13 protein-coding genes are annotated in these 17120 nt (G+C 45.7%); 11 read left to right on the top strand and 2 right to left on the bottom strand.

Translation table 11 applies throughout. From position 1 onward, the window contains the following. Window positions 1-3 precede the first annotated feature (3 nt). From DFR47_RS19455 to DFR47_RS19485, 7 genes are read left to right on the top strand one after another with little or no spacing between them, the layout of a single operon-like run. Entirely contained in the window at window positions 4-825 is an 822-nt protein-coding gene (locus DFR47_RS19455) for a hypothetical protein (protein WP_113946172.1), read from the top strand. Between the two features lie 43 nt (window positions 826-868). Beyond that, the gene (locus tag DFR47_RS22030) at window positions 869-2347 is read left to right on the top strand and encodes a CHRD domain-containing protein (protein ID WP_210207350.1); all 1479 of its coding nucleotides are present in this window, start codon (window positions 869-871) and stop codon (window positions 2345-2347) included. A 55-nt stretch (window positions 2348-2402) separates the two neighbouring features. Then, window positions 2403-2771 carry a hypothetical protein gene (locus DFR47_RS19465; RefSeq protein WP_113946173.1) on the top strand — a complete coding sequence of 123 codons (369 nt, stop codon included), beginning with the start codon at window positions 2403-2405 and terminating at the stop codon, window positions 2769-2771. 55 nt (window positions 2772-2826) lie between these two features. Further along, entirely contained in the window at window positions 2827-3186 is a 360-nt protein-coding gene (locus tag DFR47_RS19470) for a hypothetical protein (RefSeq protein WP_113946174.1), read from the top strand. Between the two features lie 45 nt (window positions 3187-3231). Continuing rightward, the gene (locus tag DFR47_RS19475) at window positions 3232-4797 is read left to right on the top strand and encodes a hypothetical protein (RefSeq protein WP_113946175.1); all 1566 of its coding nucleotides are present in this window, start codon (window positions 3232-3234) and stop codon (window positions 4795-4797) included. Window positions 4798-4827: 30 nt separating this feature from the next. Continuing rightward, window positions 4828-5925, top strand: a complete 1098-nt coding sequence (locus tag DFR47_RS19480) for a hypothetical protein (protein ID WP_113946176.1) — start codon at window positions 4828-4830, stop codon at window positions 5923-5925. Window positions 5926-5933: 8 nt separating this feature from the next. Then, the gene (locus DFR47_RS19485) at window positions 5934-7778 is read left to right on the top strand and encodes an Ig-like domain-containing protein (RefSeq protein WP_113946177.1); all 1845 of its coding nucleotides are present in this window, start codon (window positions 5934-5936) and stop codon (window positions 7776-7778) included. 309 nt (window positions 7779-8087) lie between these two features. Here the strand turns inward: DFR47_RS19485 and DFR47_RS19490 are convergent, their stop codons facing one another. After that, on the bottom strand, window positions 8088-8402 hold the full coding sequence (locus tag DFR47_RS19490) for a hypothetical protein (RefSeq protein ID WP_113946178.1): 315 nt from the start codon (window positions 8400-8402) through the stop codon (window positions 8088-8090). Between the two features lie 395 nt (window positions 8403-8797). Between DFR47_RS19490 and DFR47_RS19495 the strand changes: the two genes are divergently transcribed. Continuing rightward, the gene (locus DFR47_RS19495; protein WP_245416654.1) at window positions 8798-12241 is read left to right on the top strand and encodes an autotransporter family protein; all 3444 of its coding nucleotides are present in this window, start codon (window positions 8798-8800) and stop codon (window positions 12239-12241) included. A gap of 64 nt (window positions 12242-12305) precedes the next feature. On the opposite strand, the gene DFR47_RS19500 is transcribed toward DFR47_RS19495, so the two are convergent. Then, window positions 12306-13214, bottom strand: coding sequence for a LysR family transcriptional regulator (locus DFR47_RS19500; RefSeq protein ID WP_113946179.1), 909 nt, complete (start codon window positions 13212-13214; stop codon window positions 12306-12308). A gap of 123 nt (window positions 13215-13337) precedes the next feature. On the opposite strand from DFR47_RS19500, the gene DFR47_RS19505 reads away from it, so the two are divergent. The 3 genes from DFR47_RS19505 to DFR47_RS19515 all read left to right on the top strand — a co-directional run bounded on the left by DFR47_RS19505 (window position 13338) and on the right by DFR47_RS19515 (window position 16949). After that, entirely contained in the window at window positions 13338-14540 is a 1203-nt protein-coding gene (locus DFR47_RS19505) for a M20 aminoacylase family protein (RefSeq protein ID WP_113946180.1), read from the top strand. A gap of 27 nt (window positions 14541-14567) precedes the next feature. After that, a complete protein-coding gene (locus tag DFR47_RS19510; protein ID WP_113946181.1) occupies window positions 14568-15878 on the top strand; it encodes an MFS transporter in 1311 nt (436 codons plus the stop codon). A 138-nt stretch (window positions 15879-16016) separates the two neighbouring features. Continuing rightward, the gene (locus DFR47_RS19515) at window positions 16017-16949 is read left to right on the top strand and encodes a glutaminase (protein WP_113946197.1); all 933 of its coding nucleotides are present in this window, start codon (window positions 16017-16019) and stop codon (window positions 16947-16949) included. Window positions 16950-17120 lie beyond the last annotated feature (171 nt).

Below are 17120 nucleotides of genomic sequence, written 5' to 3' on the forward strand. Positions count from 1 at the left end.
ATAATGAATGATTTTTCCGCAGTTGTAAAAATTGATATTACATCCTTTGGTGCCGAGAGTGTGGCCGAGGGGGATTATAGTACAGCGCTCAGTGCCGGTAGTCTGGCCTCCGGAGTGGGGGCAACTACGACTGGTTATAAGAGTTTAGCAACAGCAAATTTCAGTACGGCTTTTGGCGCTCTTAGTTCTGCTATCGGCCATAAAAATACAGCTGCAGGTTATAAAAGCATGACTTCAGCAAGTTTAAGTACAGCAATAGGCTCGGATACTGAGGCCTCGGGCGAGAATAGTACTGTAATCGGCCATGGTGGTCTGGCTTCCGGAAATTTCAGTATGGCATGCGGTTCTAACAGCAAAACACTTGCTAATAATAGTATCGCCTTGGGTTGTAATAGTGTCGCTTCCGGTGAAGGGGCTACTACTTCCGGATATAATAGTAAGGCACTTGCCGGAAATAGTACTTCAATAGGTGTAAACAGCCGAGCATATAGTATTTCAGGAACTGCATTGGGTGCGAATAGTATGGCGCACGGGGAATTTTGTGTTGCTCTTGGTGCCTGCAGCACTACGGATGAAGTTGTATCAACCCGTGAGACTATAATTGCCGGACATAACTACAAATTTGCCGGTTCTGTTGCGCAGGGAACCGTAAGCATTGGCAATAGTAACAGTGAAAATATAAATCGTACAATCACTAATCTTGCCGCCGGTCGTATAGAGAAATATTCGACGGATGCGATTAACGGGAGCCAGCTTTATGCCATTAAAGAGCTTATTGAAATGTTGCACTCAAGATTAAATGAAATATACAAAAAAATTATTTAAGTAATTATTTTAACAAATTTCCTTATTTAAAGAAGTAAAAATCATGGCTTTACAATACACTGTAAATGTTGTCACAAGTAATTTATTTTCTGATGCATATTCATATGTGAGATTAACGGTTACGCCGGCCACGGGCACATTACCGGCTTTTTATCTGGCACTGCCTGCGAGTCTGGCGAATGATGAGCATGTGCAGGCTGTCTTCACGCCTGCGCCAGGGTCGCAGCCAAATCCTGTTACATTCGATGTTTTTTTTCCGCTTTTTGCGAATGTGAACGCGCTCGATTTTACAATATATCCGCAGAATACAGATATTAATAATATAACGCCGTCAACACAAGGTTTTGTGTATCGTTTAAATACAAGTGTTAAGGGTGCCGGGAATGCTTTACTTATAGGTTTTGATAATAAGGAAAATAACGTTCGGGTTTTACAAACATTTAATAGCCCCGGAACGGATCCTTCTCGAGCCGCATCTTACAAATGGACCGGAACGACAGTGCCCAGTCTTACGCCACGATTGGCGAATTGTGTTGCTCATGTGACCGATTTTTTTAACGGTAATATTTTTGAAGATATTAGTTTTACCAATAATGGTCAGAATGTTGCGATTTTTCAGGATCCGTCACGTGGCGGTAAAGGACATATTTACTTTTTCACCAACTCATTTGGTTTTGCAACGTTGGATATAAAAGCTGGTAACACACCGAGCGCTGCCAGATTTATTTATCATCCATTTGCGGGGCAAACTTCAGAGACGGCAAGAATAGTAATTTATGACCCTGTTGCTTTAGGTAAGGGATTTGAAGAGGCAACACCGATCAAAAACCCTTTTACTCTTACCAAGGCTCCTGGCGGGGATGAGCCTGTATTTGAAATAAATAATAATAATACTCCGCCGCTTATACAGGACAACAACTATCTGTATATTTTGATAAATGACAAATATGATTCAAGTTTTCAGGTAAATTCTAGTAGTTTAATTAAATTTAAAAGTACTACGCAATTTATACAGACATCGAATGCAGAGTTACCAGCTAAAAATGATATCAGATATATTTACGTAACGAGAAACGGTGTTGTTAGTGCTGCAAGACAATATGCCTTCTTCTGTTTTGGTGATTTGAGTGATGGGGGGGCTGCCAACTTTGACGTTGTTCTGTCGTGGTATATGGAATTAAATTCAGATGCTTCAACTGCTCCGAGGGTGCCTAAAGATGCAACAGGCAGGGCACAAGCCAGCTATAATGCATCGACTAAGGAATTGAGCTGGACGATTACTTATTCAGGCCTGTCAGGGCCGCCAACCATGGCGCATTTTCATGGACCTGCTTCGGCAAATCAAGCAACACCTCCTATAATTGACTTTGGCACAGCTCTGGCGAGTCCGATTAAAGGAAGCCGGATCCTTACAAGTACACAGGAAAGCGAGCTGCTTGCTGGCCTATGGTATTGTAATATTCACACGCAGCAAAATCCAACAGGTGAAGTGCGGGGGCAGATGTGGCCGCAAATAAAGTAGAAAATATACCATTGTTTAAAAATTAATACTATTTTTTATATGAAAGATTATATTTATGAGTTACAGAATTAATCATACGCCTTCGGTTCCTCAGAGTGTGATAACCGATGATTACGCAACAATTACTACAACCATTAGTTGGGGTGAGGAGGATGTGCCGCCATCTGTGACTGATACGCTTGTCTTTAATGTCATTGCTGATCAACCGGCCGAGGCGGGGACAATTGTTCCCGGAAATGTCTCTGCAAGTTTTCCTTATGAAGTACAGATGATGCAAAATTCACTGAATTTAGAAATAAGAACTGCAAAATTTCAAAGTGTTTTTATTGCTAAAACTGCCGGAGATATAGAGCTTTCGGGCGCTGTCGGTGGTGATCAAAATATTAATTCCGTTTACAGCTTTAGAATTATAGACAGAGAATAATACTTTTTTATTTCATAAATTGTATTTTTATTCAAGCAATTAATAGGGTTATATTATGGCATATACTGCTAGTTATTTACCGGCAACACCACAAAATGTAGTTGCGGGTGACCCGGCTACGATCGTAGTTACGCTAACATGGGATATTGGGGATACTCCACCAACAGCAACTGATGCAATATTTTTTGATTTGGCGATGCCGCAGCCAATTCCGACCGGAATATTACGACCAGCAACTGCTGGCAGTAATTTTCCAGTAAGGGTAGGCATGATTGACTCTGTCGATCTGGCGGCGAGAGTTGCGCGGTTTCAGGCGCCCTTTATTTGTGAGGCTCTTGGTAGAGTAGCGCTTAACGGTTCCTTGGAAAGTCAGCCAAGTGACGTTTTTCTCAATTATGAATTTAATATAGTTTAATTATATACTTAATTATATTTCAATATTAATTATAGGATTTATATTATGGCATTTACTATTAGTTATATACCAGCATCGCCTCAGTTTGTAGTTGTTGGTGAATTTGCTACTATCGTTGCTGAATTATTATGGGAGGCGGGGGATACTCCGCCAACAGCAAACGATGTACTTGTTTTTAGCTTACCGCAGCCGCAACCCATTCCAACCGGAACTGTCAAACCGGCAACAGAACCGTTTGTTTTTCCGTTTAGGGTCGGGATATTGGGTTCGGTGAACTTAGAGCAAAGGCGGGCACGGTTTCAGTTTATTTTATCAGCGCTCGCAGTTGGTAATGTTGAGCTGGCCTGCAATTTGGAAAGCCAGCCGACTGTTTCGCTGCCAAATTACAATTTTATTGTAACACCAGCAGATTATACTCTTGCAACGACTGGCTTTGATCAGATCGCTATCCCGATTGCAAGTAGTGACACGCTGGATACAACCGCTGCTGATGAATTCAAGTCTACGATTGTGGTTACTGCTATGACCACCGACCCGACGCCGGTGCCAGCCGTTGGGGTAGATGTCACCTTTATCGTTTCCAATCCCGCGCCATTCGCAGCTTCACAGGCGGGGAGATTCTTTGATATGACCAGTGGTTCACAGGCGGGGATTAGTTTTAAGGCATCAACTACGGGTCAAACAGCTTCGTTTACCTTAAAAACCAATGCGAGCGGTACAGTAACTGTTGTTGCTGTTAGTAACACGAGGTCTGGTTTTATACATTGTAAGGTGACAGGAGGTATCAATACCGTTCCTCGCCCGAGATTATACATGTATGCGCAACCTTCAGGACGATCAAAATTCTTAGGTCCGGATATTTTGCTTCCGTTCGGCAGTCCTGCCGATTTTGACACGACGCGTTATATACAGCCAACATTTCCTATTCTTATTAACGCTAATGTTGTGCCAACAGAGTTTTGCGTTGCCATCCTGAATAATAAATATCAGCAAGACCGGCCAACATCAACATTTATAGGAGGAAACGCAACCTATGATGGTAAAACTGAGGACTTGAATGTTTCAAGAACAGGCGAAGATAATGTTCTTTTCTATGCCGTTTCGGATAACGGACAGTTGGTTAATTCTCAGATATTCAGATTTACTACGCAGGATTCAAAAACGGGTCCAATTCAGGGCGTTCAGTTTGGACCATTTGATAGGCCGATAAGTAGTCATCTGTCCTTACGAGATATTGTGCCTACTTTAACAACGATTATTCCTCTTGCTGCGGACCAGGCAAAATTGACGGCTGCAAACAGATCGTTACTCGTTAGCCCGAATTCTTATGTTGTGCGTGCGATCTTAACAGGGTGGAATCTGAATCAAGTATTTGAGACACGTTCCGCAGCTTATCCGCAAACAATCGACGATTTTGCAGCGGTTACAGACACGAAAGCGATCAATGTTTTCACGGAGTTCGGCAATCTGGGGCGTTCGCCGGATGGTAGTACGCAGGCAACTTGGGAGCTTTGGTATACTTATCATACAGGTCCAAACGGCACCGGTGAGCAGATCGGCGAGTCTATCCACACCACCGGCACAATGTTTACAAGAGCTATGGAAATTTAATTAAACAATATTTTTAGTAGGAAATTGATTATGACTGACAATTCGCAAGCTATTAATTTTTATACGCCGGTAATCGACGAGTTTAATACCAATACAAATCTAATTAATATTGCAGAAAATTTTACTGATGTAACCGTTAGTATAGAAATCTGGCCTTTGTTGACGGATGGTGACCTTGTGGAATTGCTGCTTGATGATGTTGATCCTGTTGATCCTGATGATCCTCATTATGATGATTATCCGCCTGCCACAGTAGCTGTCGACTCGCAAATTGCGCGGAACGTGCCTGGTACTGGTAAGCCTGCGCTCCGCTCATTTACGCTTAGTAAAAGCCTGCTGACAGTGGGAACGCACAAAATTCGGTATCGAACATCGGATAGGGACACTACAACTGCAATAGGTCGTTCTCAGTTTCTGCATTTTAAGGTTATTAATGACCCTGATGCAGTAGGACTTAAATTAGATATTACCACTGGTGCTGCCGGTTTCAGCGATTCATTTACTAATCTTTTACCTGCAAATATTGCCGTAGTGCGAGGGAAACCCGGAACCCGCTGGCATGCCCGCGGACAGGGAAAAGTACAAATCTATGAAGCTTTCGGCTCGGATAATTCAGTTATCGAGATTGATCCGGACGGTACATGCCCGATTACCCTGATGAAAATCGATCAGCTGGATATCGGTACGGCCAGAGCGATGTTGGCCGGTGATGCTCTTTCCATTACGAAAGAAAACAGTACTGAAGTGCTGCTCGCGCAGCCGGTTGTGTTTGGCGATTATAAAGCTGTACCTTCGGATGCTACTTCAAAGTTCATTTCTTATTCCTATAACAATCTTGGTATCGCTGATGGCAGAACTGAAACAATATTCAGCGTTAAATTAGCAAATTCAATCGCAGGCGAAAAACTATTTGTCAGAATGGCAAATACACTTGGATTTGTGGACAAGAGTCGTGAAGTGAATACTGCCAGCAGAGCAGTATTGACAAGTTATGAGGTTGATATTGTCGATAATACCTCTGAATTTGGTATAACTTCAACGCAAGCCGGTACTTTTACTATTTCAATTTCCACGACATTTGATGATGTCGAATTTTCACAAGATATAGAATTCAGAAATTTAGGATAATTTTTGTTATGACGGATCCAAATATAAATAATGATAATATAATTGATCCGGTTATGAGTGATTTGAGCCTGGAGGACCAGGCTCAGCTTTTCCAGCTGCTGAAAGTAGAAGCTGGCATGACTCTGACCATGAGAAAAAACGGCGCCGTTGCTAACGGCATTGATGTGGATATTGCTCAGGTTACTTTTAACAATATGGATGAGGGTACTAAACCTCTTGTTGTTGATTATAAGATCGTGGACGGTACCGCTGTTTTTCAGGAAAATAAACTAACAACTATCAGAAAACATACAAATAAATCACTGTCCTCGACAGTTCAGTTGATTAATCTGACCCCCGGAAAGGGCACGATTAAAGCAACACCTTATCTGAATCCGAAAATGGCGCCGGCTCCTGTCGAGTATGAGTTTATCGGCAAGCCGCGTAAGTTACGCATAGATATAACCGTCCATAAAAATGGCCAATATTCCGATGGAATTGACAATAACGGTTTTATAGCCACGCTAATCGACGAAAATACCAATAAACCGGTAAGTGATGAAGTCCTCAATTTTGAGTTGTCTTCTGATAAAGCTTATTTTTGGGTCGGAGGAACAAAAATCTCCAGAACAACTGATCCAGATGGAAAGGCAACGGTACAGGTAAAAAGTTCAGCTAACGCCGATATATCTTTGACACTCACCGTTAGTTTGGCCTCTGATCCATCTGTGACACAAAGCGTTGTTGTTACTTTCAAAGCGAGGCCACCTAAACTTGTTTTGAATATTACTGTAAATGATCAATATTCAGATGGTGTTGGCAAGAATGAGGTTTTAGCAACGCTTACTGATTATAATAATAATCCAGTTAGTGGTGCACAACTCGAGCTTAAGCTGACTGGTAATGCCAAATTCACAAACGGCACAACAATAAGTACATTACCTACAAGATCGGATGGAACATTTAATGTCGGTATTTTAAGCGCCGCAAATGCCAACATATCTGTGACATATACTGTTACTCTTGTTTCTGACCGGTCAGTAACGAAAAGTGTTGTCGTTAATTTCAAGGTTAAGCCAGTAGCTAAACCTGAATTTAAGATAAGTCGTATAAAAGATACGGCTGTTACGTCAAAGACTGATTATGGCAATGTACGTGCTTTTATTACATTACCAGCAGGCACTCCTGCACAAAAATATAATATCCATTTTAAGAAATATACTAACCCATATTATCCAGGTACATTTAGAAATTATGGTATAACAAAAACGAAGTCATGGGGAAATACATCGACACTTGATATACCTGTTACAGCTGCTGGCGGTGTCACTAATGTCGATGCATGGATCTGGTATGCAGACGGGACAGATTTCACTCAAGGCGGACTTTCTTTTTTTCAAGCTGATCTGCTGGATGCGAATGGTCAGGTTATTTACTCAGATATTCACGGAGCTTGGACGACGTTTACAGGGCAAGCAAAACCTGTGACGCCACAGCCAGAACAAAAAGCTCCGGTTGTTATACAGTATGTCTCGCATATGGACTATGGCTTAACCGGAAGCGTTACCATCAGAACTGTATATCAGAACACCGGAAATATCGCTCCGAATACAGAGTTTTTTTTACATGGCTCTACTTTTCCTAGTGCAGTTTCCGGCCCATATTATTTTGGCTTCACAGGCGGTGGTAGCATCGGCACTACCCCGGGAATAGAGTATCATAATGGTTTATTGGGTGTTTCTAATGGAAGTGGGCTAGCAACATTTACATGGAAAATAAGCACTAGACCGCAACAAATAATTATGAATGCAGTAGAGCCAAGTAACAGAAGACTAAATCCTACTGTTACTGGAAAAGTATATATTAATATGTAATCTTGTGAAAGTTATTTTGTTGTTTTTGTATTAAAATGAAAATTCAAGACTTCTGTTAAAGAGGTCTTGAATTTATTTTATTGTATACATCCAATCATATTTGCGTTGGCGTTAGCAATATCAATCCGAGATCAGGATGCTGTTCTGATAGTGTTAATTTCAAAAGCTGGTGTAACGCTGACTATATCAAATGTATGATTTTGTTCAAAGAACGGATCTGCATCTAGTGTGTTGAGCACTCATGATCTAAATTGGGTTCATTGAAATTAAGTTTAAATATATTCAATGAACCCCAATGTATGGATGAAGTTATAGGCCAAAAGAGTTGGCCAGACGATCAAGTGCATCGCCTGCACTTTTTATATCTGTACGTACATGGCGGGAACGGTCAACCAACTGATTAAGCACGCCTAACGGTATTGCTTTAGGACTACTGCTGGTATTGAGTGGTGTATCTCCGATAATAGCCGCAACAATTCCGATGATTTTATTGGAAAGCATCTGTGCATCTTCAATAAGACAACTAATATCCTGAATTTCGGAATTTGCTTTTTTGGTAAAAGCAGTAACAGGATCATGGGACGTGCCCAGTGGGTTATAAGGCGCAACCTTCGATACTTGCATTTATATCTCCAAATTTAGATAAAAACGATAAAATATAAACAAAAAATATTGGTTATTAGGTATCACATTAAAAACATAATAACTTAGGTGATTTTTTTAAGCTGCTATATTTGACAGCGTAAAATTGCTGGCGCAGCGGGCATGGCTATTCTGCCATAGGTTTTGGATACTATTATATTGTTTGATATCAGGATACGCTGGCGTCGTGCGATCGGTTACATACAAGCCAGAAGGTGAAACATGTCTGGAAAAAGTGACGTGTAAATAGAATTTATATCTGCCGGATGAGAGGTTTACACCCAAAACACCCAGTTCTGGGGGATAGCGCATTTTACAACTTCGTTACATAGGTGAAGCTGGAAACTGTTGCGTTGCCGCATTGGAGGGGGGAAATAATGACATCCGGATTGATCGTCAAACTGACCATGTCAACTTGCCTGTCGACAGGTTTACTATGCGGGGTAATGGTCACTCCGTCCGCAGCGATTACCCCTCATATCGTGAATGATCCGCAAGGCAACCCTTTTATTACTCTGCGCTTTTTTGATGTTGGTGATGGTTTTTATGGTGATAATGCCCAATCAACCTGGAATTTGAGTGATTTACATAAAAGTCAGATCATTGATGCGACACAATATTGGTCGGAACTTATTAAATTGGTTTCGGGGAAAAATCCGGCCATACTTAATGTAGGTACAGTTATTGGCCCTTACGGGGCCGCCGCCTCAAGCCATAATTCCACTATGCAGGATGGTGCCCCGACGACAGTGCAAGCGGCATTGACCAATCAATATTATACGAACCTGAGTTATGGTTCCCATGGCTATATTATGGTTGCGGACAAAGTCGGCACGATGGACTGGTCGGAAGCTCCATATACGCCATCTCATATAGCCCTCACCAGTGAAACATCTCTCGGCACAGTGCTCATTCATGAAATCGGGCATGCTCTTGGTATCGGCGCAAATGCTTATTATATTGACGACGACGAAGAGGGAGCGCCGATACTAGCCTTTACCAACGGGTTTAACCGTTGGAGTGCACATCTGCGTGATGATAACGACAAAGCAGCTGCTCCTAACCAGATTATTCTGTGCAATATTTGCGCTGTACCTCCGGAAGAGCTCGGACTGGATACATTCGATGTCCGGAAAGATCAGGCCTATTTTACCGGTACGCATGTGAGCGAAGTACTGAATGGGGCGATGAAGGGGCTGCCTATGAGGGTGGCGACTGATTACGGACCAATAGATTCACCGCTTTTCAGCCATATCGAACTGAAAAACGGTTTGATGAGCCATCAGTATTATCGCAATTACAGCACTTTGATGGAAGCCGAACTCGCAGCATTGCAGGATATCGGCTACACAATCGACCGGCGTAATTTTTATGGCAATTCCGTTTATGGCGATGGTCAGATCATAATCAATAACAACCCATATTTTGCACGAAATGCAGAAGGCACTGCTTATATCGCCAACACTTATAATACTGCCACTTTGGGTTTAGGGCTGCATGTCTATGGTAGTCACAACACCATTACCCAGAGTGCAGATTTATTGTCTGCGGGTGCAGGCGGTGGTGGTATTCGTGTTGATGGTGAAGGTAATAATCTGATCATTGCATCTGATGTGCGGGTCTATGCCGATGGTGCGAATGGCCGCGGTATTATGTTTGCTTATGGTAAGGATCACACCTTAACCCACCGCGGTGATGTGCAAGCGCTGGGTGAAAACGGCATCGCAGTCAGTTTTGACTTTGGCCATAATGCGCGTGGTGATGCGACCGGCTATCGTGGTTCTTATATTCTTGAACTCGAACCATCATTGCAGGATCAGTATAATACCATTTATCAGGAACTGAACGGGGCTTTGGTTTCAAATTTTGATTTGACCGGCCGCGTTGCGGGGCGTCAGGCAGCTATATTCATGTCTGAAAATGCCTATGTTGATCAGATTAATGTCATGCAGGGTGCGAGCATTACCGGTAATATTATTTCCGATTACGCAGAGCGCGACGAGGATAATAATCTGCGTCTGACCCAGTTGCGCTTCGGTCTGATGGCCGACAGTCAAGGGCGGGTTACGTCTCAGACAGATGAAAATTTCAGGATTAGCTATGCTGACGATATTATAGGGAAAAATATTTCCTTGCAGTTCTCAGGTGGCAAATCTGTCCTGACAGGTAATCATGATCTCCATGAAGTTATTGTGAACAAAGGCACGATACTCGCTGGTTCCGGTGAGTACACGATCGCTAATGGGCGTTATTTTACCAATCATGGTAAGCTTTATTCATCTCTGATTGGCGGTGCAATTACCGTTAATGGCGATTACACGCAGAGCCAAGATGGCCGGATGCAATTTGCCTTTAACAACGAAAAGCAGATTAGCAGCCTGATTGTCACGGGTCGTTCAGATATAACGGGTGAAATAGCTTTTGCACCGGTGCAGGGTTTTTATCAAAACGGCTTTACGATCACTTCTGATCAGTGGCTGCAGGCGAATGCGATCAATGGCGGATTTACGGACGCCTTTACCGCGCTCGCATCGCCGACACTGAGTGCGACGGTGTCTGCTAATAGTCCGCTGAGCTTTACAATTAGATTAGGCCGCCAGAATGATGCTTATTCACGATATGCTGATAATATAAATGGTTATGGGGTGGGCTTGGCGATTGACGCTGCTGCGCGGCAGGGCACTGCAAGTTTGCATGATGTCATTGCAGCAATGGATTTTTCTGCGATCAATGGCTCAGATATTCGGTCAGCCCTGCCGCTATTATCTGGCGAGGCATATGCTTCGGCTACAGGTGTATTAGCTAATGCGAGTGGTGCCACGCGTTCTGCTGTCAATAATCGTCTGCAACAGGCTTTTGGTGGCACAGCTTCGACAGCTGTTTCCGCTATGAGTTTTGCACCTGCTGCGCAACCGAAAGCGGCTGCCAGCGCTATTCAAGCGATCGCACCTGAGGCAATCAGCAAGGACGACCTGAGCCGCTATACAGCTTGGGGTTCTGTCTATGGCAGCTGGGCAAGCCAGTCCGGTGACAGCAATACAGCGCGTACAAAATCAACGCTCGGCGGTTTCACAACCGGTATAGATGCGGCAGTTTATGATAATTGGCGGCTGGGTGTACTGGCCGGTTATAGCCGTTCCACGTTTAAGACCGGAGAGCGCAGCGCTTCCGGTGCCAGCGATAATTATACACTCGGTGCTTATAGCGGAACAGAATGGGCGACTGCCGGAGGAGCAATCGGCTTGCGCGCAGGTCTGGCCTATTCATGGCATAATGTGGAGATGAGCCGTTCCGTCGCTTTCGCGGATTTTAGCGATAAACTCTCAGCTGATTATCATGCAGGCACGTTCCAGATTTTTGGTGAGGCAGGCTATAAGCTCAATCTAGACGAGCATTCACTCATCGAGCCTTACGCTAATATTGCTTATATTCATGTACGCAGTGATGGTTTTGATGAAAAAGGCTTGAATGGCGCAGCTCTGTCCGTTCGCTCCGGCACCATGGATACAACCCTCTCAACATTGGGTATGCGTGTTTCCGCCGGTTTTGACCTTGGTGGTTTTGTAAGCACCGCGCGCGCCGATCTTGGCTGGCGCCATGCTTATGGTGATGTCACTCCTGCCGCAACAGCCGGTTTTGTCGGAACATCAGCGACTTTCACCTCGTTCGGAACCTCAATTGCGCGCGATGCAGCGCTCATTGAAACCGGTTTTGATGTGCAGCTTAATCCGGCTACGATGCTTGGACTAAGCTATCAGGGACAATTCGGTTCAGGACTGACCCAGAATAGTGTGAATGCTAATCTGAGTGTGAAATTCTGATTTTTGTCTGACACCGCTGACGATAAAAGCGGTGTCAGTCACAACGATCATTTATCTGAAGCCTTCAGATAATGCTCCATTCTGCCATTCTTTCACGAATAAGGTGCCGCAAAATCGAAAACATCGGCGGCTGGGAACGTCCTGACAGGCGGATAATCGCAAATTGCGAGGTATCCGAGACAGGGCGCACAGGCACCTCGACCAGTTGTCCTGATGTGATCAGGTCATGTGCGGGAGCGATAACACCGTAATAGACTGTCTGGCTGCTGAGTGTCGTTTGCAGCAAGCCGTCAATTGCATCGGAGTGAAAGGTAACGCTTTCATCGGGGTGAGCTTCCGGCCCGTAGATTGCAATCATATTACGGATTTGCTCCGGTGCCAGAATGGTTGTGGCCAGCGGCCATGGGCGCAGATCAGAGAATTTGACCTGCTGTTGCTGCAATAAAGGGTGGCCCTGACTGACAAGAAAGCCTGTGCGCAGTGCCGGCAACATTTCAATATGCAGGTCTGCGGTCACCGATACACCTCTGATTTCAACCACCAGCATATCCAGTGTTCTGTCGCGCAGAGCCTGCACTTGCAGCGGAATAGAGCCGCGCATCAGCAAAATATGCAGAGACGGATTGGTGGTTGAAAAGCGGCTGAGCAATGGTGCCGTGAGCAGGGCGCTTGGTGTGGAGCCTAAGCCAATGCGTATTCGTCCGGCACTGCCTTCATGCTGCTGTTTGACGACGCGGTAGAGCTCTTCTGTTTCAAACAGAACTCTGCGCGCATGATCAAGAACCACATTTCCGAAGGCGGTCACTTCGCACCGTTTTCCGATGCGGTCGACGAGCTTCATTCCCAGTTCTGATTCCAGTTGCGCAATACTGCGCGATAAAGCCGGTTGCGTCAGGTTTGCGTGTTCCGCAGCGCGAGTGAATGAACCTTTCTCAGCAAGCGCAATAAAATGTCGTAATTGCTGGATGTTCATGAAATTTTCCTAAACTGGTATGCGCTCTATGCATGATTATCAAATTTACTATGCATTGGACAAATGAAAATGCAACCCGTAGCTAACATCAGAAATGGTTTTGAAATCTAGGAGGGTGCAATCATGAACGACATCAGAGCACTGATAGAACGTGATGTTGAGGAATTTACGGCGCTTCGACGCGACCTGCACCAGCACCCGGAACTGGCATTTAAAGAAATCAGAACCGGCGGCATAGTCGCAGATCTTTTAGAAAAATGGGGCTACACGGTTGAGCGCAATATCGGCACAACCGGCATCGTCGGACAATTACGCAATGGTGAAGGCTCAACAGCAATTGGTCTGCGTGCCGATATGGATGCGCTGCCGATTTTGGAAGCAACCGGTCTGCCTTATGCCAGCGTCAATACCGGCGTGATGCATGCCTGCGGTCATGACGGTCACACAACAATGTTGCTCGCCGCTGCAAAGGCACTGGCTGAGCGTCGCAATTTCAATGGCACTGTTAATCTGATTTTCCAGCCTGCCGAAGAATATGGCCGTCCGGACAGTGGTGCGGCCCGTATGGTTGCCGACGGTTTGTTTGAAAAATTCCCGTGCGATGCCGTCTTTGGTATCCACAATATGCCGGGCTCACCGCAGGGTCAGTTGCAGTTCTATGATGGTGCGATGATGGCATCGTCCGACAGTGTTTCGATTAAGATCACCGGTCGTGGCGGTCATGGTGCGCAGCCGCATACAACAGCCGATCCGATTGTTGCAACGGCCGCTATCGTGATGGCATTGCAGACCGTTGTTGCCCGTAATGTTAATCCGCTGGATGCCGCCGTGGTGACTGTCGGTGTGATGCAGGCCGGTATTGCGAATAATGTGATCCCTGAAAATGCACGCATTGAACTGACTGTTCGCTGCTTCAAGCCGGAAGTTCGTGATCTGCTTGAAGACAGAATTCGTGATCTGGTTGCGACGCAGGCGCAGAGTCTCGGCGTGACAGTCGAGATTGATTATTGCCGCGGCTATCCTGCCTTGCAGAATTCTTCTGAAGAAACAGCATTCGCCCGACAGGTTGGCAAGAGGTTTGCCGTGGAGGGTAACTATGTTGCCCAGACAATGCCGATGACCGGCAGTGAAGATTTCGCATTCATGCTCGAAAAATGCGCCGGTTCATACATTTTCCTCGGCAATGGTGATCAGCCGGGGCCTGTCAGCCGTGCGCTGCATAATGACGGTTTTGATTTTAATGACGCAAATATCGTTGAGGGAGCCGCCTATTGGGTTGCCCTGACGGAAGAGTACCTGAACGGCAAATTAGGCCGTAAAGACTAAAATTATTATATCTGTTGGAGGATAACCATGAGCGCCAGTGCAATGCATGCGCCGCATACGGCTTCGGGCAATGTGCCTGAAAAGTCGGAAAAACCACCGGTTAAGGCCATTGCCGCGGCTGTTGCCGGTAATGCCCTCGAATTCTACGATTTTATCGTTTATTCGTTTTTTGCGGTCTATATCGGGCAGACCTTCTTCCCGCTGGGCAGCGAAACTGCAAGCCTGCTGGCGTCTGTTGCTGTTTTCGGCGTGGGCTTTTTCACCCGTCCGCTTGGCGGTGTTCTGATCGGTGCTTTTGCGGATAAAGCAGGCCGTCGTGCTGCGATGATCCTGACCGTGACGCTGATTACTGTCGGTACCTTGGGTCTGGCTGCAACGCCAAGTTATGAAACAATTGGTATTGCTGCGCCGATTATCGTTTTGATGTGTCGCCTCTTGCAGGGTCTGGCACTCGGCGGTGAAGTCGGACCGGCATCGGCTATGCTGATTGAAGCAGCTCCGCGCGACAAGCGTGGTCTTTATGCCAGCTGGCAGATCGCCAGTCAGGGTATTGCTGTTGTGGCCGGTGGTCTGATGGGCGTGCTGGTTTCCTGGTATCTGCCGCATGAAGATCTGGTGTCATGGGGCTGGCGTATTCCGTTCCTCGTATCGCTGGCGCTTATTCCTATTGCACTTTATATCCGCCGCGCATTGCCGGAAACACTGGAAACGCCAAGCGATAAAACCGGTACACAGATCGTGACCTCAGTTTTCACCAACCACACCCGTTATCTGGTGCTTGGTATTCTGGTGATGATCGCGACTACAGTGTCGACGCAGGTTGGTAACTATATGACCACCTATGCCATTCAGACATTGAAACTGCCTGCCATTCTTGCACAGGCCGGAACTGTGCTTGGCGGTACAATGACCTTCATCTTCGCTCTGGTTGCCGGTTATCTTGCGGATAAATATGGCCGTAAGGGTGTGATGATCTGGCCGCGTATCGTTCTGATGATCGTGATTATTCCGCTGTTCTTCTGGCTGGCGGAATCCAAAGATCCGGCCGTGCTGCTGCTGGTAACTGCCGCAATTACTTTGCTCACTTCCATGACCGGTGCCGCAAGCCTTGTCGCCATTCCGGAAATGATGCCGATTGCTCTGCGTGCTACCGGTGTTTCCTTGATCTATGCGATCGGCGCGACGCTGTTCGGTGGTACAACACAGTTTGTCATCACATGGCTGATTGATATTTTCGGCGCTGTTGCACCGGCTTATTATGTGGTTGCAACCAGTATCATTTCGCTTATTGCGATGTTTATGATGCCGGAAACCCGCAATTTTGACGTTAAACGTTAAAAGATCGCGCATTTGAGAATAGACAGAATGGCTGGCATTGTTTAGCCATTCTGTCGAACAGGCAGGGGTGGGCGTAAAAACGCTCACTTTTGCTTTTATATTATTGATACGCAGTTGCGGCATTCCGAAGGTGCAGATTTGAAACAGCGTTTACGCGCCGTGCTCAATGAAATTGAGGTTGAACTTAAAAACGCAACAACGCGCGGAAAAGTAGCTGACTATATTCCGCCGCTTGCGCAGGTTGACCCTGCAAAATTCGGCATCGCAGTGATGCTGCATGACGGCACGCTGATCTCTGCCGGCGATGCACAAGAAAAATTCTCTATTCAAAGCATTTCAAAGGTGTTCGCTCTGACATTGGCTCTGGGCAAAAGAGGTGATGCGATCTGGCATCGTGTCGGCCGTGAACCATCGGGTGATCCTTTTAACTCGAGCATTTTGCTAGAGCTGGAAAAGGGAATGCCGCGCAATCCGTTCATCAATGCTGGTGCAATTGTGATTTCAGATATTCTGCTGAGCTCACATCAACCGCGTGAGACGATCGGTGAGATTGTACGCTTTGTGCAGTCGATTGCCGAAGATGATGATATCTATATTGATGAAGTGGTTGCAAAGGCTGAAGACCGCACCGGTTTCAACAATGCAGCACTGGCCAATTTGCTGAAGGCCAACAAAAACCTCGACAATTTGCCGCCGCATGTTTTGGGCGTGTATCACCATCAATGTGCCTTGGCGATGTCCTGTGAGCAGCTTGCCTGTGCAGGGCTGTTCCTCTCTGCCTCCGGCCGCAATCCGATCAGCAACCACCGTATCGTTAGTGTAGAGCGGGCATTGCGTATTAATGCGCTGATGATGACCTGTGGTCACTATGATGGTTCAGGCGATTTTGCATTTCGTGTTGGCGTGCCTGCAAAAAGTGGTGTTGGCGGCGGAATTCTCGCAACAGTGCCGGGTATAGCATCCATTGCGGTCTGGTCACCGGGGCTGAACCAGCACGGCAACTCATTGCTTGGCACCCGCGCTCTGGAACTCCTGTGCCGCCGTATGGGCTGGTCGATTTTCGGGCGCTGATAGCAAGTTTTCTAAAGCATGTCGCTGTTAAATGGATTCATTTAACGTTCGCGAACATGCGACAATTAAAAAATCTAGAGCGAGCGCCATGAGTGCGATTAAGCGCGACACGCTCTAAGATTTGAACCCTGTTGAGCAAGTAAACGACCGGAGAAGTTGCTTTAAACTGTG

The organism is Pseudochrobactrum asaccharolyticum (genome assembly GCF_003314995.1).
In the GTDB taxonomy this organism is placed as follows: domain Bacteria; phylum Pseudomonadota; class Alphaproteobacteria; order Rhizobiales; family Rhizobiaceae; genus Pseudochrobactrum; species Pseudochrobactrum asaccharolyticum.